The 16,163-nt window shown below is 49.1% G+C and carries 14 protein-coding genes and 1 tRNA gene; 11 read left to right on the top strand and 4 right to left on the bottom strand.

Going from position 1 to position 16,163, the window contains the following annotated elements; genetic code table 11:
- The first annotated feature begins 12 nt into the window (after positions 1-12).
- The 3 genes from WDY75_RS29675 to WDY75_RS29665 all read left to right on the top strand — a co-directional run bounded on the left by WDY75_RS29675 (position 13) and on the right by WDY75_RS29665 (position 2,212).
- Complete coding sequence (locus tag WDY75_RS29675; protein WP_006207571.1) at positions 13-693, top strand: response regulator transcription factor; 681 nt, start codon at positions 13-15, stop codon at positions 691-693.
- Positions 693-1,769 (top strand): HAMP domain-containing sensor histidine kinase, encoded by a 1,077-nt coding sequence (locus WDY75_RS29670; protein ID WP_063478273.1) that lies wholly within the window; start codon positions 693-695, stop codon positions 1,767-1,769. The genes WDY75_RS29675 and WDY75_RS29670 overlap by 1 nt, the downstream gene beginning before the upstream one ends.
- Before the next feature lie 200 nt (positions 1,770-1,969).
- On the top strand, positions 1,970-2,212 hold the full coding sequence (locus tag WDY75_RS29665; RefSeq protein WP_156515040.1) for a hypothetical protein: 243 nt from the start codon (positions 1,970-1,972) through the stop codon (positions 2,210-2,212).
- 753 nt (positions 2,213-2,965) lie between these two features.
- Here the strand turns inward: WDY75_RS29665 and WDY75_RS29660 are convergent.
- On the bottom strand, positions 2,966-3,694 hold the full coding sequence (locus WDY75_RS29660) for an amino acid ABC transporter ATP-binding protein (protein WP_063478274.1): 729 nt from the start codon (positions 3,692-3,694) through the stop codon (positions 2,966-2,968).
- Entirely contained in the window at positions 3,687-5,075 is a 1,389-nt protein-coding gene (locus WDY75_RS29655) for an amino acid ABC transporter substrate-binding protein/permease (RefSeq protein ID WP_231888101.1), read from the bottom strand. Before WDY75_RS29655 ends, WDY75_RS29660 begins: the two co-directional genes overlap by 8 nt.
- 323 nt (positions 5,076-5,398) lie before the next feature.
- On the opposite strand from WDY75_RS29655, the gene WDY75_RS29650 reads away from it, so the two are divergent.
- The 6 genes from WDY75_RS29650 (at position 5,399) to WDY75_RS29625 (ending at position 12,002) form a co-directional block, all read left to right on the top strand.
- Positions 5,399-6,160, top strand: a complete 762-nt coding sequence (locus tag WDY75_RS29650; RefSeq protein WP_063478276.1) for an SIMPL domain-containing protein — start codon at positions 5,399-5,401, stop codon at positions 6,158-6,160.
- 421 nt (positions 6,161-6,581) lie between these two features.
- Positions 6,582-7,553 (top strand): ABC transporter ATP-binding protein, encoded by a 972-nt coding sequence (locus WDY75_RS29645; RefSeq protein WP_036644269.1) that lies wholly within the window; start codon positions 6,582-6,584, stop codon positions 7,551-7,553.
- Positions 7,550-8,398: an ABC transporter permease gene (locus WDY75_RS29640; protein WP_036644271.1), complete on the top strand. Its 849-nt coding sequence runs from the start codon at positions 7,550-7,552 to the stop codon at positions 8,396-8,398. The genes WDY75_RS29645 and WDY75_RS29640 overlap by 4 nt, the downstream gene beginning before the upstream one ends.
- 45 nt (positions 8,399-8,443) lie before the next feature.
- A complete protein-coding gene (locus WDY75_RS29635) occupies positions 8,444-9,205 on the top strand; it encodes an ABC transporter permease (RefSeq protein WP_152825124.1) in 762 nt (253 codons plus the stop codon).
- A gap of 58 nt (positions 9,206-9,263) precedes the next feature.
- Positions 9,264-10,316, top strand: coding sequence for a PotD/PotF family extracellular solute-binding protein (locus WDY75_RS29630; RefSeq protein ID WP_036644278.1), 1,053 nt, complete (start codon positions 9,264-9,266; stop codon positions 10,314-10,316).
- A 612-nt stretch (positions 10,317-10,928) separates the two neighbouring features.
- A complete protein-coding gene (locus tag WDY75_RS29625; protein WP_006207580.1) occupies positions 10,929-12,002 on the top strand; it encodes a PdaC/SigV domain-containing protein in 1,074 nt (357 codons plus the stop codon).
- A gap of 669 nt (positions 12,003-12,671) precedes the next feature.
- On the opposite strand, the gene clpP is transcribed toward WDY75_RS29625, so the two are convergent.
- Positions 12,672-13,268, bottom strand: coding sequence for an ATP-dependent Clp endopeptidase proteolytic subunit ClpP (gene clpP / locus WDY75_RS29620; protein WP_006207581.1), 597 nt, complete (start codon positions 13,266-13,268; stop codon positions 12,672-12,674).
- Between the two features lie 160 nt (positions 13,269-13,428).
- Positions 13,429-13,503 (bottom strand) — tRNA-Arg (locus tag WDY75_RS29615).
- A gap of 370 nt (positions 13,504-13,873) precedes the next feature.
- Here WDY75_RS29615 and WDY75_RS29610 point away from each other — a divergent pair.
- Together WDY75_RS29610 and gap are read left to right on the top strand one after the other, a co-directional pair.
- On the top strand, positions 13,874-14,917 hold the full coding sequence (locus WDY75_RS29610; protein ID WP_006207582.1) for a sugar-binding transcriptional regulator: 1,044 nt from the start codon (positions 13,874-13,876) through the stop codon (positions 14,915-14,917).
- 109 nt (positions 14,918-15,026) lie between these two features.
- Positions 15,027-16,031, top strand: coding sequence for a type I glyceraldehyde-3-phosphate dehydrogenase (gene gap, locus WDY75_RS29605; protein ID WP_006207583.1), 1,005 nt, complete (start codon positions 15,027-15,029; stop codon positions 16,029-16,031).
- Positions 16,032-16,163 lie beyond the last annotated feature (132 nt).

The following is a 16,163-nucleotide window of genomic DNA, read 5'->3' as shown; positions in this document are numbered from 1 at the left end:
GAAGGGGTGACCATGGCAAAAATATTGGTAGTGGACGATGATCCGAACATCCGCGAACTCGTGAAGGTGTTTTTGGAGGAAGCGGGGATGGAGGAGATACTCGAAGCCTCGGACGGGGTCGAAGCCCTGTCCGTGATGGATCAGGCATCAGTCGATCTGGTCGTGATGGACATCATGATGCCGAATATGGATGGATGGGAGTTATGCCGGGAGATTCGGAGGAATACGGGAATCCCGGTGCTGATGCTGACGGCAAAGGGGGAAACGAGGCAGATCGTGAAGGGCTTTGAGCTGGGGACCGACGATTACCTGGTGAAGCCTTTCGAACCAGCCGAGCTGGTTGTGCGCGTCAAAGCGCTGCTGAAGCGGTATCAGGTCGCGGCCTCCCAGACGGTGAACGTCGGGAAGCTGCAGATGAATCGCAGAACCTATGAAGTCAAGACGGCTGATGACATCTTCGCCCTGCCGCTGAAGGAGTTCGAGCTGCTCTTCAAGCTGGGAAGCTATCCGGGGAGCACGTTGACACGGGACCGGCTGATTGAGGATATATGGGGCTATGATTTTGAGGGGAACGAACGGACGCTGGACGTACACGTGAACCGGCTGCGGGAGCGGTTCCCGGAGGAGAAGTACCGGTTCAGGATTCGTACGGTGCGCGGCCTTGGCTATCGCCTGGAGGTAGGTGAGGGCTGATGAAAAAAATCCTCAAAATTTTATGGAAAATCGTGCGGGAAATCCTTCAGACCATTTCGATCTTCGCGGTCCTGGGTGCATCATGGACGGCAGCAACCTATGTAACAAGGTTCGTATATAACTGGACGGGAACCCCGAAGTGGGATTATGTTGTCCATCTGCTCGACCTGTTTGTGGGTGTTATCATTTTCTTTCTGTGCATGCTGATCGTGGGCATGTTCTTCAAGAACAGGCAGATTGCCATGCTGACTGCCATCACAGATGCCATGCGCCGGATATCTCAAGGGGATTTCAACGTGAAGATGGACGATCAGAAGTGGCGCGGGGAGTTTAAGATGATTGCCAGCAGCATTAACGATATGGCGGGGGAGCTGGGGCGAATGGAAAGTATGCGTCAGGATTTCATCTCCAATGTATCCCACGAAATCCAATCCCCGCTCACCTCGATTCGGGGGTTTGCCCGAGCGCTTCGCAATCCTCGCCTTACGGAGGAAAAGAGGGCTCGTTACCTGGAGATCATCGAAGGGGAGAGCCGCCGCTTGTCGCAGCTGAGCGATAATCTGCTGAAGCTGTCGTCCTTGGAGGGCGATCAGCCTGTATTCGAAAGGGCACGTTACCGTCTTGACGGCCAACTGCGTGAAGTGGTGTTGGCCAACGAACCGCAATGGCTGGCAAAGCGGATTCAGGTGGATCTGGACCTCGCCGAGGTCCAGATCGAGGCGACGGAGGATCTGCTGAATCAGGTGTGGACCAATTTGCTGCACAACAGCATCAAATTCACGCCGGAAGATGGCATAATCACGATTGTGCTGAAGGCAGATCAAGACGAAGCCGAGGTCACAATCACGGACACGGGGGTCGGGATGACGGAGTCCGATCAGCTGCACATCTTCGAACGCTTCTACAAAGCGGACAAATCGCGTAATCGCGCTGCTGGCGGCAGCGGTCTGGGATTATCGATCGTGAAGCGGATCGTCGATATTCATCAAGGGCGGATCGCTGTTCAATCCGAGCTTGGGAAGGGATCTACATTTACCGTGAAGGTGCCTTATAAGCGATCTTTGGATACAAAGTAGCGGTTGTGCGTGAAGATTGGGAGTGAGGATTGGAAATGAAGATTGGATATGAAGGGTTGAATATGTTGCAAGAATAGTAAAGAGGTACAAGTAACACCAAAGCTGGTGATAGCAGTGAGAGCACTGTGCAATTGTAGGAGGGTGAGAGTGGCATAAGGTAATGTGCGTGGAGGTAAGTGGTGCTGGTAGTATAGGTTGGTGTGCGTGATGATGAAGTGGGCAAGTATGTAAGGGATGAAAGTGGTTTAAGTGGTGTAAGTGATGTAAGTGATGTAAGTGATGTAAGTGATGTAAGTGATGTAAGTGATGTAGGTGATGTAGGTGATGTAAGTGTAAATGATGTAGGTGATGAAAGTGATGAAAGTGATGAAAGTGATGAAAGTGATGAAAGTGATGAAAGTGATGTAAACCATACAGGCAGTCGCTGCGAATCAATTCGTTGAGTGCTTCCTTAAGGTTTGCCGGCAAGCTTGGGATACCTGTGAGTGATGTAAGTGGTGTATGTAGCGTAAGTGATGCAAGTGTAAGTGATGATGATTTGGGCAGCGATGTAATGTTGCGAATAACTAAGTTGTGCAAGTGAAGTAAGTCGGGAAATTATTGTAAGTAGCACAGTGGTGCAAGTAATAATTGCAAATGATGCAATACATCCTGTGTATCCCATGCTAACGGACCCTAATGATCTTATTGGTCGAATTCAGCTCCATATTTAGAATTAACGGACTCCAGAGACGTTATCATAGGAATTTATCAGGAAAATGCATCCTTTTTGGGGGAATAAAGGATCCTGGGTCCGTTAGTTTTCTAAAAACCCCGTTTTCCCGCTAATAAGGTCCGCTGGGTCCGTTAGTTTTTCGGGTTGCAGTCATGCGTTTGATTGCCCATGCTTTAGAGCCCTAAATATTATCCAGATATCATCATTAGATGCCATTTCTGGTAGTTCGATGATGGGCAGCTGCACAATGAAGGCTGCATGGTCATAAGGTTACTTGCAATGGGGAAGTAACCGCACGATAACAGAGATTCTAAAGATAAGTTGGCCGCAGCCCTTGTGCATACGCCCCTAGCCCTTGTGCATACGCCCCTAGCCCTTGTGCATACGCCCCTAGCCTGTGCATACGCCCCAAGCCCTTGTGCATACGCCCCTAGCCTGTGCATACGCCCCTAGCCCTGAGCTTACAGCCCCTGCCCCATCATTACAGTACCTTCTCCAAAAAGCTGATCGTACGCTCATGCTTCGGTCTGCCGAACACCTCTTCCGGCGGGCCTTCCTCGACGATATAACCGCCGTCCATGAAGATCACGCGATCGGCCACCTCGCGTGCGAAGCCCATCTCATGCGTGACAATTATCATCGTCATGCCCTCGCGTGCCAGATCCTTCATGACGCCGAGCACTTCGCCGACCATCTCCGGGTCCAGCGCCGATGTCGGCTCGTCAAACAGCATGATGTCCGGGCTCATCGCCAGCGCCCGGGCGATCGCTACGCGCTGCTTCTGACCGCCTGATAGCTGGCTCGGGAACGCCTCGGCTTTATCCGAGAGGCCGACCTGCTCCAGCAGCTTGAGTGCTGTGGCACGCGCTTCGACCGAGTTCTGTTTACCCAGCTCCACCGGGGCAAAGGTAATGTTCTTCAGCACGTTAAAATGCGGGAACAGATTAAAATGCTGGAACACCATGCCGATGTTCTCCCGCGCCTTGTTGATGTTCGTTTTAGGGTCATTGATATCCCGGTCATGCACGAACACCCTGCCTGCTGTAATGTCATCCAGCCGGTTAATGCAGCGCAGGAACGTGCTCTTGCCGGAACCGGAAGGTCCGATGACACAGACAACCTCGCCTTCCTGAACCTGCATGTCGATGCCCTTCAGTACCTCATTGGTACCAAAATTCTTCTTCAATCCTTCAACGCGAATCTTATCCATGACGTACCTTCCTTTCCAGACGATCCGAAATTTTGGTCAAAATCGTGATGACGATCAAGTACATGATCGCAACGACCAGCCAGATGTCAAACGATGCAAAAGTTCTTGCAATAATGATCTTCCCGGACTGGGTCAGCTCGACCAGGCCGATAACCGACAGGATGGATGTATCCTTGAGCGTGATCACCAATTGGTTGATAAAGGTCGGAATCATGATTTTGATTGCCTGCGGAATAATGATTTTCATCATAGCCTTGCGGTATGGCAAACCGAGCGAACGGGCTGCTTCCATCTGCCCGCGGTCGATGGACTGGATGCCGCCGCGGATGATCTCCGTTACATAGGCTCCAGCATTAAGGCTTAGGGTTAGAACGGCTGCCACGATAGGCGACATGGTAAAACCGAATGCTTGAGGAATACCAAAGTAGATGAAGAAGGCAAGGACAAGCAAGGGGATGCCGCGGAAGATGTCCACGAATACGGTGGCAAGACCTCGAAGCCACTTATTACGTCCGACCTTCATGAAACCGAATATCAAGCCTAGGAAAAATGCAAAAAACAGGGACGCAAATGTCAGCAGCAGTGTATTGCCGAGGCCCTTCAACAAGGAAGGCAGCGACTCCACGATCAGTCCCCAGCGGCTTTGATCCACCGGTCCTACAGCGTTTTCGCCAATATATTTTTCCTTGATGCGATTATATTCTCCGTTTGCCTGCAGATTGACCAAGCCGGCGTTGAATTTCTCCAGCAGCTCCTGATTCTTCCCCTTGCTCACGGCAAATCCATAGGATGCACCGGGCTCCATATCCGTAACGATTTTTAGCCCGTTGTTCTGTTTAACGCCATAGGCCAATACCGGAAAGTCGTCAAAGCAGGCAACGGAATTGCCGGTTTTGACGTCGTCATACATTTGAGCCGAATCGTCAAAAGGCACAATGGTAAAACCGTATTTGGAGGATATGGATTCCGCGAAGCTGTATCCCTCCGTACCGGTTTTGACCGCGACCTTTTTCCCTTTTAAATCCTCATATCCCTTGATGGACTCCTGATCCTGACGAATAGCCATGACCACGCCCGAGTTAAAATAAGGATCTGAGAAGTCAAACTTCTGCTTTCGCTCATCCGTGATGCTCATGCCTGCGATGACGCCGTCTACCTGATTGGCTTCCAGCGCTTGAACCGCAGCATTGAAGCCGAGCGGCTTGATTTCGTATTTGAAGTTTTGATCTTTGGCGATAGCATCGAGCAGATCCATATCGATACCGACAAAATTGCCGCTGGCATCCTGGAATTCAAACGGAGCAAACGTAACGTCCGTTCCGATCTGATAGGTTTTGCCGGAGGCAGGCTCTGCCGCAGCGCTTGCCGTCCCATATGGCATGCCAACTGCCATAAGAAGCAGCAGTGACATGAACGCGTATAACACCCTGGATGATTTCATAGTGACCTCCTCTTTTTAAACACCGTCGTAAGTTAGTTACCCATTGTTGCTTCCTTGTTAACAGCTGCTTCCTGCTTCATTCGGTATCTTATTTTCCCAATGAACCAATCATGCCTAGAAATACCATCACATGGGTCCCGAAAAATAAATTGAGGAAAAATCGCTAAACCGTTCACATCGGATGCAACATTTACCAATCCCGCCACGTTAGAAGGGTAAGTCAAGCATGGCAGCGATGCCAATATTGAAGGAGGCTGACAATAATGAAAAGATGGGTCAAACAAGTGGGTTCCATTATGATTGCAGGCGCACTGTTGACAGGCAGTACGGCTTTGGCAGGATTGAGCGGGGCAACCGAGGTGCATGCGGCGGAGGCAGCACAGCAAAATCTTCTCACCGTACTCGGTAAAGGCGAAATCTCGGTGAATCCAGATATCGTATATCTTTCCATCGGGGCTGAATCGTATGCGGAAACCGCAAAATCCGCACAGAAGAGCAACGCGCTGAAAATGGATAAAGTGACCAAGCTGTTGAAGGAAACATGGAAAATCGATGACAAGGATATTAAAACCGAACAATTCTACGTACAGCCCAACTATACGTATTCCGATGAGAATGGCCGTAAAGTGAAAAACTACACAGCGTACCATTCCCTGGAAATTACCCTTCGCGATTTGAGCAAAGTTGGAGACCTGCTGGATGCATCCGCTGATGCGGGGGCGAACTCCATTGGCAACGCCCGTTTCTCTGTTGAGAACCGCGATGCATTCGAAGCGCAGGTGATTGATAAAGCCATGGCAAATGCAGACCTTAAGGCTCAAGCTATGGCGAAAGCCTCCAAGCGTCAACTGGGTGTCGTGCTTAACATTGTGGAAGGCTCCGTTGGCGTAAATAACATCTATGGCCTCGAAAAAATGGAGATGGCGGCTCAATCCAATGCAGCGGACGCAGGCGCCAGCACATCCGTGAAGCCGGGCGAGATCAAAATCTCGACACAGCTGTATGTTCAATATGAGCTGAAATAGTCAATGTCTTTTCACTAAGCGTGCAGAGAATCGTTCATCCGGGTCATTACCGGGTGAGCGGTTTTCTTTGATTTATCTGATGCATTCACTCTGAAAACTGAAATACCATTATACGGTGCCATATCCGTACCTTCCCCTGTCGAAATACACAGAAAAGTGTTGTGTATAGGGGGAAAACGAGGTATAGTGAATATGCGAAAAACTGAACTTTGTTCTAAAGCGTAAAGCCATACCCATGGATATGGCTTTTTTCTCTTAGTAGAGACTTCTAGAGCTTCCCCTAAGAAACGGATCCTGCCCACCTGAGCAAGATAGGCAGTATAACCGTTTCTTCTTAGTGGAGCACGTTTTTGTGCATACTAGCAAGTAGGATTGGTACACTGGTACACATGGAATAGGTCACATTTTGAAGAAGGGGTTGATGCATGTGATTGAACTTGTCCAGATCGAGAAGCATTTTCAGGGACAAGCGGTCGTGCATCCGCTGTCGCTCTCCATTAAAGAAGGGGAATTCCTGACTTTGCTGGGCCCCAGCGGCTGCGGCAAAACGACGATTCTCCGAATGATAGCAGGATTCGAACAGCCTACCGAAGGACAGGTATTGCTGGCGGGTCAGAATGTGACGGATGTGCCTGCGAACAAGCGGGATTTAAATCTTGTATTCCAACACTATGCTCTGTTTCCGCATATGACCGTAGAAGATAACATTGCTTTTGGATTAAAAATGAAAAAAATGCCGCGTCAGCTCATCAAGGAACGCGTGGACGAGGCCGTGACGATGACACAGCTAACCCCACTGCGGGAACGCTTCCCGCATCAGCTGTCCGGAGGACAACAGCAGCGGGTAGCTATCGCACGTGCCATCGCCAATAAACCGAAGGTGCTGCTGCTCGATGAACCGCTGGGTGCACTGGACCTGCAGCTGCGCAAAAACCTGCAATCCGAGCTGAAGCATTTGCAGCGGACGCTGGGCATTACGTTTGTATATGTAACGCACGATCAGGAGGAAGCCATGATGCTGTCCGACCGGATCGTGATTATGAATCATGGACGGGTAGAGCAAATCGGCACGCCGCGCGAGATCTACGCGAGGCCGCAAACGCTGTTTGCTGCCACTTTTGTTGGGGAGAATAATGTCTTCTCATCACCGGAAGGCCTCTTTGCCGTGCGGCCGGAGAAACTGGTTCCGCAGCGGGAGTCGGGTGCGAAGAAGAGCGGCGTGATTGAGGATGTGCAGTACCTCGGCAGTGTGCATAAGCTGCTGGTCCAGCTTGACAATGAGCCGATGAAGGTAACGATTGCCCTGGATATTTCGGATGATCGTCCTTGGGAGGTTGGTGAGCGGGTCGGGGTGAACTGGAGCACGAAGGATGAGGTGATCATCGGGCCATGAGGAAATCAAGGTTCCTGCTGACGCCGGTGCTGTTGTGGTTATCCCTGTTCCTGATCGTCCCGATGCTGATCGTGGTCGGCATCTCGTTTCTGTCGCGGGATTCGCTCGGTAATATCGTGTTTTCCTTCAGTCTGGAAGGATACAAGACCTTTTTTGATCCCTTATATTTAGGAATCTACTGGGATACCCTGGTACTGTCGCTGCTGACTACGGTGATCTGCTTGTTAGTCAGCTATCCTTTGGCCTATTATATAGCCAACGCTTCCCCGCGTATCCAGACATGGGGATTGATTCTGATCACCGTTCCGTTCTGGATCAACTTTCTGATTCGCACGTATGCCTGGGTTCTGCTTTTGCGAACGCAAGGCGTGGTGAACAGCCTGCTGTTATGGGTGGGGTGGATTGATGAGCCTATTCAGATGTTATATACGTATGGTGCCGTATTGCTTGGCATGGTGTATAACTTTATTCCCTTCATGGTGCTGCCGATTTATGTAGCGCTGGAGCAGATGGACAAGCGTCTCTTGGATGCGGCCAGCGATCTGGGTGCATCGAGGTGGAAGGCGTTTCGGCACATTACGCTGCCGCAGAGCAAATCCGGCATTATGACGGGTGCGGTTCTGGTGTATGTCTCGACCTCCGGGATGTTTGTAGTTACGGATATATTGGGAGGCGCGAAGTCCTCCATGATCAGTAATATTATTCAGTCACAGTTCCTGGGTGCAAGGAACTGGCCGTTTGGAGCGGCGTTGTCGGTGATTTTTGTCGCCACGTCCCTGGTGCTGATCCTGCTCTTTAACCGGGCCATGCAAGCCCGCCATCAACGTGTAGGGGAGGGGAGATAAGTGAAGAAGAAGAATCATCCGCTGCTCGGGATTCACTCTTACCTTATGATGGCTTTCATCTATGTACCCATCATTATGATCATTATCTATTCCTTCAACGATACGCGGCTGAGCGGAAACTGGGAAGGATTTACGTTGGATTGGTATGTATCGCTGTTCGAGAACCGGCATGTGATGGAAGCCCTGATGAACAGCTTGACGGTGGCCGTCATCTCTACGGTTGTATCCACCCTGCTGGGAACCGCAGCGGCACTCTCGCTCCGAAATATGGGCCGCAAAGGACGCAGCGGCATGAACGGGCTGTTATATCTGCCCGTCATTATCCCGGATATCATTATGGGGTTATCACTGCTCGTGTTGTTCAGCCAATTGAACATGCCGCTTGGCAAAACCACGGTAATTATTGCCCACATCACGTTCAGCCTGTCCTATGTCTACGTCGTGGTTACGGCCAGACTGTCCGGCATGGGCAAGCAGTTGGATGAGGCGGCTCAGGATTTGGGAGCCACGCCTTGGCAAACGTTCCGGCATGTAACGCTGCCGCAGATTGCACCGGGCATTATCTCCGGCGCTTTGATTGCTTTTACCCTGTCATTGGATGATTTCATGGTCAGCTTTTTTGTCGCTGGTCCAAGCTCAACGACGCTGCCGATCTATATTTACGCACAGGTGAAACGAGGCATCTCGCCTGAGATCAACGCGCTGTGTACGCTGCTCATTCTGGTGAGCATTACGCTGATCCTGTTAGCCCAATACATTCTCAACCGCGGCAACGGTCAGAAGAAGCACAAAACATTGCCGATCTAAGCGATACGAACGCTTTTTTCGAATAGAATATGGAAGTGGAAAGAGAGGAGATATTGAATTGAACAAATCGAGATGGACCCGCCTGCTGATGGCAGGTATGGTTGCAGTATTGTCTGTAGGACTCCTGGCTGCTTGCGGCTCGGATAAGGAAACTCTTCATATTTACAGCTGGGCTGACAACTTCGACCCTGAGGTGCTGAAGGACTTCGAAGAGAAGTTTGACGTGAAGGTAACCTACGACAATTATGCAAACAACGAAGATCTGCTGGCTAAGATCAAAGCTGGCGGCAGTGGTTATGATCTCATTCAGCCGTCCGATTATATGGTGAAAACCATGATTGAATCGGAGCTGCTTGAGCCGCTTGAGATGAATAATATCCCGAACTTCGTCAATATTACGGACACGTTTAAAGATCCTTCTTATGACCCGGGCAATAAATATTCGATCGTTTACACGTCCGGTGTAACGGGAATTGCATATAACAAGAAGTACGTGAAAGACGAGATCAAAAGCTGGGGAGATCTCTGGAACCCGGAATACAAGGGCAAAGTCCTGCTTCTGGATGACAACCGCGAGATGATTGGCATGGCACTTAAGAAGCAGGGGAAATCCAACAGCAGTAAGGATGAAGCGGAGATTATCGCTGCATCTGATGAGCTGAAGACGCTGCTGCCTAACGTGCTTGCATTTGATACGGATAATATCAAGCAGAAAATGATTCAGGAAGAAGGCTGGATTGCTACGGTTTGGTCCGGAGACGCGGCGTTTATCGCGGCGGAGAATCCGGATGTGGCATATGTCGTGCCTGAAGAAGGAGCGACCATCTTCTCGGACAACTACGCGATTCCTAAAGGTGCGAAGAATAAGGAGCTCGCCGAGAAATTCATTAACTTCATGCTGGAGCCTGAAGTCAGCGCCAAGAACTATGAATTTATCGGATACAGCAATCCGAACACCAAAGCGATGGAATTCCATAGCGAGGAATATCGCGCCAATACCATGATCAACCTGACGGAAGAGGAGCTGCGTCGTACCGAATGGCTCGACAATGTCGGCGATTCCCTGTCCATCTATGATCGTTTGTGGACCGAGCTGAAGAGCGGTCGATAAGAAATATGTATTTCTTCATATTAACTGTAATATAGAAAACCTGCCCCTCAAGGGGGCAGGTTTTTTTATGTTATAAAAATTGAATCTTAAGACCTATAAATAAGTGTAGAAGATCGCTTATACGAATTTTCCCATAACTTTCGGGGCCTTTTCATTGTTATATATAAAGAGTGGAAATACGCCATTTTGATATGGATTCTGAAGGGTTTAAACAAGTCGGGATAAAGACAGTATGAATTCTCTGGCTGCTTGCTGCTTTTAGCTATATATTTGCAGTGGTTGTGACTGGATGTTTTCCAGAAAAAGCCCCTTGCGCTTACTGTTGATAAACATTGAAGGAGCACTTGGGGGTATTGCTTATCATTCCATTGGTTTACGTTGTCCGGGTCCGTGAAATGTTCATGTTTACGGGCGCATGACATCATTGTTTTGTGTTCATTAGTATAACGAGGCCCATACTCAAAGATAAGCAAGAATATATAGGTCCTTTAGCATGGAGTCAAAATTGTCATTGACTTTGTTACCAATAGATTGAAAGCTTTCCTTATAATGAATGAGGGTAATAGAGTAACAACTAACGGAAACTTATTTTAACAAAGGTGGAATTCTAATATGAATCCTAAATTTCGTGTATGTGCATCCTTAATTGCAACTAGTGTCCTGCTTGGCAGTCTTGGTTTGAGTGGACAGGTGATCGATGCAAGCACCTCTAAGGCATCCGTTTCCGCCAGTCAAAAATCGTCGAAGAATGAAGTTGTATTGAAATGGAATGGCAAAACCTTATCACAGAAGGGCATCGTGCTGCATGGGGTAACCTATGTTCCGGCAACCGCTTTACGGGATGGTCTGGGAATGCCTCTTAAATATGATGCGAAGAATCGGACCTACACGCTGGGTAACGGATATAACAAGTTGAGCGCCGTCGTATATGATGCGAGTGAAATCGGTATTTTGGTGAACGGAGCTTATGCTGGTGAGCCAGGCGGACAGATTATCAACGGTCGTCTGTATATGCCGTTCAAAACGATCAGCGAATATATGGGAGTTCAGGGACAGTGGAATCCTTCCTTGAAAACACTCAGCATGACGCAGAAAAAGCAAAACGACATTCAAATCAAATCGACTGCGCTGAAAAAGAAAATTCAAGGCGTTGATGCCGTTGTGAATTATCCGGTTATCAGTGGCCTCGGTAATGCTGAGGTGCAGGCAGAGATCAACAAAGTGCTAAAAGAAAATGCATCCGGCGTCATCACGGGCGCTGAAGGAAATGTGGGCACACTCCCGCCATCGGGAACAGATTTTCCGTATGAATTCAGCGGTGATTATGTAGTTCATTACAATCAGGATGGCATCCTGAGCATTACGGCGTACGATTATTCGTACACGGGCGGTGCTCATGGCATGACCTTCCGCAAGAGCTTCACCTTCTCACTGAAGGACGGCAAGCAAATGAAGCTGGGCGATTTCATCAACATGCAGGGCAAGAACAAGCAGAAGATGAACAACCTTGTGCTGAGCAAGCTGAAGAAAGAGGGAGGTTATCTCGGCGGTTTTGAGGGAGTGCCTGCCGATGCCGACTTCTATGTGAAGGATAACGCGGCGGTACTGTACTTCCAGCTTTATGAGTACACGGCGTATGCCTATGGATTCCCTGAGTTTGAGTTCAAGCTGAAGGAATGGAAGTAAGACTCGATCAATCAGTTTGTATTAGCTGAAATCATTTTTAATACTATAGCTTGTTTAGATACATGATGTTGTCCTGATGTAACACTGTGCTGGAACTAGTTGCGAAAAATCCCTTGATAACGGGCGTGGAGAGTACACTCCTGCTCCTTATTCTCAGGGGATTTTTGTGTTTATCGAGAGGCTTGCCTCGATGGTGACTTATATGGTTTGTACACCGTGCGCACTGCTCCCTGTGAGCACGGTGTATGGTCCGGGGGTAAAATGCCATAAGTCGCCCTATGCGATATCGGATGCCATCCGTTTATGGACGCAGAGAGTGAGGGGAGCACATTAGGCTGTGCGCAACCAATTACCCTTGCAAGGAACTCTACATAGGTTTTCCTCTATTCCCCTCCCCACAAGTTAAGGCAGGTCTTTTAGGAGGGGGATGGTCTTACCTTCTTTATGTTTTATTGAAAAGAGTCGTACCGAAGTGAGAGTATCCTCGGAGGAGCATCTCGTTCGCCTTTGAAATCGGGAAACCTCCTTATCTGTTCATTCATGTTTCCCGATTTCAACAGCGACCGGAGGGGATACTCTCACGATTTAGTACTCGAAGTTTTCAATGAATCCAGAGGATAAGAAAGGGCAGGCACCGGATAACGGCGCCTGCCCTTTGCTTGCATTCTTTTATAGTCCCTGCGGTGGTGTATTTTCCAGTACTTGATCGATAAGACCATATTCCTTGGCTTCATCAGCCGTCATGAAGTAGTCACGATCGGTATCCTTCTCAATGCGCTCCAGCGGTTGGCCGGTACGATCGGACAGGATGCGGTTCAGCTTGTCGCGCATCTTGAGGATGCGGCGAGCACGGATCTCGATATCCGTGGCCTGACCTTGTGCGCCGCCGAGCGGCTGGTGAATCATGATCTCGCTGTTAGGCAGACCATAACGTTTGCCTTTAGCGCCTGCATTCAGCAGGAATGCGCCCATGGAAGCAGCCATGCCGACACAGATCGTCGAAACGTCCGGCTTGATGAACTGCATCGTATCGAATATCGCCATACCTGCGGTAATGGAACCGCCTGGGCTGTTGATGTAAAGATGAATATCCTTCTCGGGATCCTCAGCCGACAAGAACAGCATTTGGGCAATGATGGAATTGGCGACCACGTCATTTACGTCGGAGCCGAGGAAGATAATGCGGTCTTTCAGCAATCTGGAATAGATGTCGTACGCCCGCTCACCGCGGTTGCTTTGTTCAACGACCATAGGTATAAAACTCACGTGGAAAACCTCCTCTTAAGTACCTCATATAAATACTGTTACCGTATTACCCACATGATAAACAATTTAAATCAAAAAGTCAAAGAAAGTCAAACTATTGGGTAAAAAAAAGAGCCGTCATGGGCACTTTAGGGTAAACAGTATATAGAAAAAGTAAAAATGGCGCGCCCGCGAGGAATCGAACCTCGATCTCAGGCTCCGGAGGCCTACGTCATATCCATTGGACCACGGGCGCATAATAAAAAGGTCTATCGACGTACATTCAAAGAAGACAGACCGCGTTTAGCGGTAGATTTTCTTGCGATATCAGGAAGCACACTCTGCGATGTATATACTTTCTGATATCTAAAAAATTAGCAACGAAGTTGATTATACCGCATCTATTTCGAAAATACAATAGCGGACAAAACTTTGTTCCTACTATATAGACAAGCTTGCATTTGGCCATAATGTATAAGAATGGCTGGGGCAGAGAAATATACTTTCGGACACTTGCAACGGGCGTGATTATTGGTTAGAATAAAGGTGGGACTCAAAAAGTTTAACTGGGACATTTTACGGCCCGATAGAGGAGAGCCGAGACGAAGTTTGCAGGAGTGGAATGCATGCGTAACCTATTAGAAATACAAGAGCAACTTCTGCCGGATCTGATGAACACTCTTAAACGAAGGTATTCCATCCTTCATCAGATCAAGTTGTCCGGAATGGTTGGCCGAAGAACGCTGGCTTCATCACTCTCGATGACCGAGCGTGTCCTCAGGGCAGAGACTGATCTTCTGAAAGCGCAGGGGCTGATCGAGATTGAGACGCTTGGCATGCGAATCAGCAGTGCAGGATTATGCTTGGTTGAGGAACTTGAACCGGTCATGAATGAGTTGTTCGGACTGGTTGAACTGGAAGAGAAGATCCGTCAGGCTTATGGGCTTCGTAAAGTGGTCATTATTCCCGGTGACAGTGAGTCATCTCCGGAAGTCAAACGTGAGCTTGGCCGGGCCGGCGCAAGGACGCTGCTTAGTTTTGTGGAGGATGGAGATACAATCGCCGTAACAGGTGGCTCTACACTCGCTGAAGTGGCGGAGCAGATGTCATCATTGCCTGGTGGCGGACCGCTCAGAAGCACGTGGTTTGTGCCTGCGCGCGGAGGCCTCGGAGAGAGTATGGAGATTCAAGCGAACACCATTGCTTCCAAGATGGCAAAGCGTGTTGGGGCTGAATACCGTTTGCTCCATGTGCCTGATCTGCTAAGCGAGGATGCTTATCAGTCTCTTGTTCAGGATCAGCATATCCAGGAGATTGTGGATGTAATTCGGCGCTGCCGGGTCATTATACACGGCATCGGCGACGCGATGGAGATGGCGAGACGACGCAAGCTGGATGAAGGCTCCATTCAGAACTTGCAGGCAGATGGCGCGATTGCTGAATCATTCGGCTATTATTTCAGCGAAGAAGGCGAAGTTGTGCATAAGATGCTAACCCTCGGACTTCGGCTTGAGGACATTATGCGAACAGAGACGATCATCGGCATTGCCGGAGGCCAAGGCAAGGGCAAAGCGATTCACGCCGTGCTGAAATTCGGACATGAGGACATCCTCGTGACGGATGAAGCGGCAGCGTTGGAGCTTGAGAAGGAAATCGATGCCGCCATTTGATTGAGTCCAGAAATTTAGAGCAGCACAGTTTTTACAAACCTTGTTGTCTTGATTGATCTTATGGTCAATCTTGAATATATAAATTTTACAAATATGGAGGGAACTACTCATGGTTAAAGTAGGTATTAACGGTTTTGGACGTATTGGACGTAACGTGTTCCGCGCTGCGCTGAACAACAGCGAAGTTGAAATCGTGGCAATCAACGATTTGACGGACGTGAAAACACTGGCACACCTTTTGAAATATGACACAACTCACGGCAGACTTGACGCACAAGTAGAAGCTAAAGAAGGCGCACTTGTGGTAAACGGCCGCGAAGTGAAAGTATTCGCTGAGCGTAACCCTGAAGCATTGCCTTGGGCTGAGTACGGCGTAGAAATCGTTGTAGAATCCACTGGTATTTTCACAGCGAAAGACAAAGCTTCCGCTCACTTGAAAGGCGGCGCTAAGAAAGTTATCATCTCCGCTCCGGCTACAGACGAGGATATCACCATCGTTATGGGCGTTAACGAAGATAAATACGATGCTGCTAACCACACCATCATCTCTAACGCTTCTTGTACAACGAACTGCTTGGCTCCTTTCGCTAAGGTTCTTGACGAGAAATTCGGTATCGTGAAAGGTATGATGAATACTATTCACTCTTACACGAATGACCAGCAAGTGCTTGATCTGCCGCACAAAGACCTGCGTCGTGCTCGTGCAGCTGCTGAGAACATCATTCCATCCACAACAGGTGCTGCTAAAGCGGTTGGTCTCGTACTGCCACACCTGAAAGGCAAGCTGAACGGCATGTCGATGCGTGTACCTACGAAGAACGTTTCTGTAACTGACCTCGTAGTAGAACTGTCCCAAAACGTTACGCTTGAAGATGTGAACGGTGCGCTGAAAGAAGCTTCTGAAGGCCCACTGAAAGGCATCTTGAACTACTCCGATGAGCCGCTTGTATCCAGCGACTACAATGGTGACCCGGCTTCTTCCACTATCGATTCGCTCTCCACTATGGTAGTTGGCGACAACATGGTGAAAGTCGTTTCCTGGTATGACAACGAGTGGGGCTACTCCAACCGTGTCGTTGACCTCGCTGCTTACATCGCAAGCAAAGGTCTGTAATTGATCTAGCCATCCAATCGAAGAGGAGTTCCGTTCACGGGTCTCCTCTTTGGTTCATGGTTTTTACTTGTTTCATGCCAGAGCACTGGGAAGAATAGATCATATCCGGGCGCTGGTGAGACGATAGAGAGA

Origin of the sequence: Paenibacillus glucanolyticus, assembly GCF_037333485.1 — a bacterium.
Taxonomy (GTDB): Bacteria; Bacillota; Bacilli; order Paenibacillales; family Paenibacillaceae; genus Paenibacillus_AQ; species Paenibacillus_AQ glucanolyticus.
The sequence above is the reverse complement of the archived record's forward strand: the minus strand, read 5'-3'. Positions and strand labels throughout refer to the sequence as shown.